The sequence below is a fragment of the Cupriavidus sp. SIMBA_020 genome, assembly GCF_046535395.1.
Taxonomy (GTDB): Bacteria; Pseudomonadota; Gammaproteobacteria; order Burkholderiales; family Burkholderiaceae; genus Cupriavidus; species Cupriavidus campinensis.
This window is the reverse complement of record NZ_JAWRWU010000612.1, coordinates 1-270: the sequence shown is the minus strand read 5'-3', so window position 1 is coordinate 270 and position 270 is coordinate 1. Positions and strand designations below refer to the sequence as shown.

Annotated in this window: 1 pseudogene; it reads right to left on the bottom strand. The window is 60.7% G+C overall.

Annotation, left to right across the window (positions count from 1 at the left end):
• Positions 1-263, bottom strand: a pseudogene (locus tag SB751_RS30740) (rod shape-determining protein RodA); the annotation flags it as partial.
• Positions 264-270: the final 7 nt, after the last annotated feature.

Below are 270 nucleotides of genomic sequence, written 5' to 3'. Positions count from 1 at the left end.
AACGCGATCCCGAACGTATAAAGCGGGACGGCGAAGCGCATCAGCATGGTGGGCGGCACATTGGCAAGCGCCCACATCAGTAGGAACGTCAGCATGATGTTGCGCAGTTGATCTTCCACGCGGCCGGGAACGTCCAGACTCGCGCTGTACAACGTGACGAGGCCGACGCACAACAGCAGGAACACGATCAGTGCGAGCGGACGGTCGAAGCCCGCGAACATCCGCTTGATGCGGTCGAGCCAGGCGCGCTTGTCGAATTGCATGCCTTTC